At 71.8% G+C, this 3,687-nt stretch carries 4 protein-coding genes and 1 pseudogene; 2 read left to right on the forward strand and 3 right to left on the reverse strand.

Going from position 1 to position 3,687, the window contains the following annotated elements; genetic code table 11:
• Both GA0115259_RS34595 and GA0115259_RS34600 read right to left on the reverse strand, forming a co-directional pair.
• A pseudogene (locus tag GA0115259_RS34595) lies at positions 1-837 on the reverse strand (hypothetical protein); the annotation flags it as partial.
• Positions 834-1,811 (reverse strand): SMI1/KNR4 family protein, encoded by a 978-nt coding sequence (locus GA0115259_RS34600; protein ID WP_093604242.1) that lies wholly within the window; start codon positions 1,809-1,811, stop codon positions 834-836. The gene GA0115259_RS34600 and the pseudogene GA0115259_RS34595, both read right to left, overlap by 4 nt.
• Before the next feature lie 330 nt (positions 1,812-2,141).
• Between GA0115259_RS34600 and GA0115259_RS34605 the strand changes: the two genes are divergently transcribed.
• Both GA0115259_RS34605 and GA0115259_RS34610 read left to right on the forward strand, forming a co-directional pair.
• Positions 2,142-2,645 carry a YwqJ-related putative deaminase gene (locus GA0115259_RS34605; RefSeq protein WP_093604244.1) on the forward strand — a complete coding sequence of 168 codons (504 nt, stop codon included), beginning with the start codon at positions 2,142-2,144 and terminating at the stop codon, positions 2,643-2,645.
• A gap of 2 nt (positions 2,646-2,647) precedes the next feature.
• Positions 2,648-3,136 carry an SUKH-3 domain-containing protein gene (locus tag GA0115259_RS34610; protein WP_093604246.1) on the forward strand — a complete coding sequence of 163 codons (489 nt, stop codon included), beginning with the start codon at positions 2,648-2,650 and terminating at the stop codon, positions 3,134-3,136.
• Between the two features lie 111 nt (positions 3,137-3,247).
• Here GA0115259_RS34610 and GA0115259_RS34615 read toward each other — a convergent pair.
• The coding region (locus GA0115259_RS34615) for a sensor histidine kinase (protein WP_370749210.1) at positions 3,248-3,687 on the reverse strand (440 nt) is incomplete at its 5' end.

Raw genomic sequence — 3,687 nt, forward strand, 5'->3', positions numbered from 1 at the left:
CGCGCCGGCCGAGGGCGGAGTTTCCGCGCCACCGCCTCGCCCACCCTGCTGCCCACCGGGCCACGCCGCGGCAGCCCTGCCTGCCGCCGCTTCGCCGCGCTCACCGCCGACACCGGCACTGTCCCTGCCCGGCCTCGGATTCACCGCCGTGGGCGGCAGTTGACTGCCTCCCGACATCAGCGCGGTCGGTGCGTCGGCGCCCACGACGGGCGGCGGAGTGTCGTCGTCGTCCGAGCCGGACAGGGGCGGTGCGAAGACCGTCGCGGGCAGCGGCACGGACCCTTCGTCGGCCGAGCCCGCGGCATTGGTGTCCGTCCCGGCCCAGGGCGTGGCCCCGGCGGGCTCGTACGCATGACCCGCGCCACCCTGCGACGAGGCGGCAGACGCCGCCGCAGGCCCGGAGGCCAGTCCGGCACCCGGAACCGCCAACCGCGTCACCGTCGAGGAGGGATCCGAAGTCGCCTGTCTGTCCGCCGCCTCCTGGAGCCACTCCGGCGGGCTCAACAGGAACGACGTCTGGTTCAGATCGATACGCTGCGGCGGCTCCGGCGCGGCCGACGGCGCCTCCGGCACTCCGTACTCCTCCTCGTACCGTCGGATCACCTCGCCCACCGGCAGCCCGGGCCACAGCGTGGCCTCACCGCTGTCCCGCGCGATGACCAGCCGCTGCCGGCCGCCGTCCGACCTGGGCCCGGCCTCGCGGTCCTCCGCCCAGATCACGAAGCCCAGCTCGAACTCCCTTACCCGGACCTCCCGATGCTGATATCCGGGCAGATCGCCGTTGACCCACTCGTCCGCGCGCTCCTGCGCCTGCGCGAAGGTCACCATCGCGCTCATCCCTCCACCGGGACGGCGCGCGCGAAGCCGCCGTCCACCATCAGGTTCGCCACGGTCTCCAGCTCCGGCGGACTGCCCGCCAGCCTCAGCAGAAAAGCGTCGAAGTCCTCGCCGCAGGGCAACAGCAGCCGCTCCACCCGCTCCTGCACGCTCCAGCCGTCCCGGTCCCTGGCGTCGTCGTACGCGCAGAACCAGACCGAACCCACCCGGTCGCCCCGCACCTTCACCGCGAGAATGCCGCCCTGGACAAAGGCAACACCCAGATAGTCCTTGGTCAGATGATCCCGCAGGCACTTGTTGACATACACCAGGTCATTGACCGCGGCCTCCTCGCGCACCGTGAAGAACGGCTGGTCCACCAGCAGCCCCAGCTCCGGATCGAGTGCCACGCCCACCGGCGCGCAGCCGCCCGCTGCCTTCAGGAACGCGCGATACGGGCCGGGCAGCCGATAGCCCAGGTCCTCCTCGACACCTTGCAGTTGCTGCTCGCTGACCGACACCGCGCCCTTCGGCAGCCCGAAGTGCACCGGACGGGTCTCCTGGAGCGGACGCGTGCCGCGCTTGCCGTGGTCCACGGCCGTCGTCGCGAGCCCGCCGTGATGCCGCAGCAGCGCCTTCACCTCGACCGGCACCAGCACGAGCCGGCGCGAGGCCGGAAGGTGATGCCAGGTCCAGCCGTGCGGAGTCGCCACCGAAGGGATCGTGTCCCACAGCTCATGCCCCGCGGCATGCAGCGCGGCATTGGCCGACACATAGTCCGTGAGCCGCAGCTCGTCCACACCGAACCCCTGCGGGGGCTCGGCTATCTCCGCCGCCGCGCGCGCGTACGGCGAGAAATCCGGATAGCCGGACTCATCCACCCGCACCCCTCTGGGATGCCGGGAAGCCCGGACCGGGTCCGGGAAATGCACGACCTGCCCGGCGTAGGCCGCGTTCGGTGGCGCGGCTTGCTGCCCGAGCCGACCTGTCGTCATGGCGGTTGCCCCCTGCTGCTTCCGGCTGGTTCCACAGCCCTGATTGCGCACAGCCTATGCGGTGGGACAGAAGAGGCTCCGCGCTCCTCCACAGGGCCGATCTGATAATCCCCGCCACGCCCATCCCTGCGATCCTCCCGCGTTCACCCCGGCCACCAACCGTCCTTCGGACCGGTGACCAACGGTCACAGGCACGTGACCCAGCGCCGACGCCACGCCGTGATTCACGCCCCAGCTTCCCGACCGCCCGGCGCATTTGGCAGTCTGTCCACACAACCGGGGGCGTGACACCAGCGGCTACCAGCCGCGGGCGCGGGGAGGGGACAGCACTTGCACACCGCAGCAACAGACGCATCCGGCGACCCACGCCTCGGCTGGAGCACCACCGAACCACACCGTCCGCCCGTGCTCCACAGGCGCCGTGACGGCATCCTGCCCGCCGTCGCCGCCGCTCTCTCCGTACGCGGCCGGACCACCCTCACCTGCACCGGAGGCAAGGCCGACCAGCCACCCGAGCTCCATCCGCTCGTACAGGACTTCCTCGACACCCTCACCAGTGGCCAAAGGGAACGTTTCACCGGACGCTGCCCCGAAGCGATCCTGCTCTCCCGCCATCTCACCGCGGCCGAGGCCGACCGCTCCAAACGGGCCCGGCGCAAACCTCTCACCCACGGCGAAGCACGCCGGACGCTCAAACACTCCAAACTGACGGCCCGTCGTATCCGCGAGGACGGCGACCCGCTCCACGGCAGCTACGCACCGCCCTGCCGCTCCTGCTCGGCGCTGCTCGCCCACTTCGGCGTACGTCCCGTCGACCCGACCCAGAACGGCTGAGCATGCCCGACCTCGACACCACCCGCTTTCCCGTGCCCGTCGACGCCGCGCTGCGCGAGGCGGGCTGGCAGCCGGGACGCCGGGACATGCGGCAGGCCGAGGAGTGGGCCGACGCCCTGCGCGCCCACATCACGCCCGCGGGACACCGGCTCAGCGTCTTTCCCGCCGCCGTCGAGGCCTGGGCGGAATTCGGCGGACTGCGCCTCACCGCGCCGGGACCGGGCCGCCAGATAGCTCCCGCCTCCGTACTGATCGACCCACTGGCGGGCCTCCACCTCGCCCGTACGCTCGCGGACCTCGGCCGGTCCCTGGACACCGAGATCAGCCCGCTCGGCGAGGAGAACGACGGCCAGGCGGTCCTCGCCATCGACGCCACCGGCCGCGTCTTCAGCATCGACCACACCGGCGACTGGTACCTGGGCCCGGACCTCGACCAGGCGCTCGGCACACTGCTCACGGGCATGGAACCGTCGAGGCTGATCTCGGGCTGACCGGGCGGGCTTACGAACCGGCCAACCGGGGAACTGGCGGGCTTACGAGCCGACGAGCCGACGAGCCGACGGGCTCACGAAGCAGCACCTCACGCGGACCCGAAGCAACGCCTACGCCGGCGCCCGGTCCGGCAGCACCGCCGACACCCGGAAACCGCCCGCGTCCGTCTCCCCCGACACGAACACGCCGCCCAGCGCCAGCACCCGCTCCCGCATCCCCACCAGACCGTTCCCGCCGCTCGGCAACCCCGCGTCCTGCGCGCCACCGTCCGAAGGCCCGTTCTCCACCTGCATCGCGACCTCCGCCTCCCGGTGCGCCAGGCGGACCATCACCTTCGCGCCCGCCGCGTGCTTCAGCACATTCGTCAGCGCCTCCTGCACCACCCGGTACGCCGTCTGCTCCACCTCCGGCGCATACGAACGCGACTCCCCCTGCACCGAAAGCTCCACCACCATCCCCGTCTCCCGGGACTGGCCCACCAACGCTTCTATGTCCCCCATACCGGGCGTACCGGGACCGTCCTCGGCAGCGGCAGCGGCAGCGGCAGCCG

It is taken from the genome of Streptomyces sp. MnatMP-M17 (genome assembly GCF_900091995.1).
GTDB lineage: Bacteria > Actinomycetota > Actinomycetes > Streptomycetales > Streptomycetaceae > Streptomyces.

What these genes read in the sequence shown, in the direction of transcription:
- GA0115259_RS34600 (WP_093604242.1), bottom strand. Translation starts at nt 1,811, where the DNA reads ATGACGACAGGTCGGCTCGGGCAGCAAGCCGCGCCACCGAACGCGGCC.
- GA0115259_RS34610 (WP_093604246.1), top strand. Translation starts at nt 2,648, where the DNA reads ATGCCCGACCTCGACACCACCCGCTTTCCCGTGCCCGTCGACGCCGCG.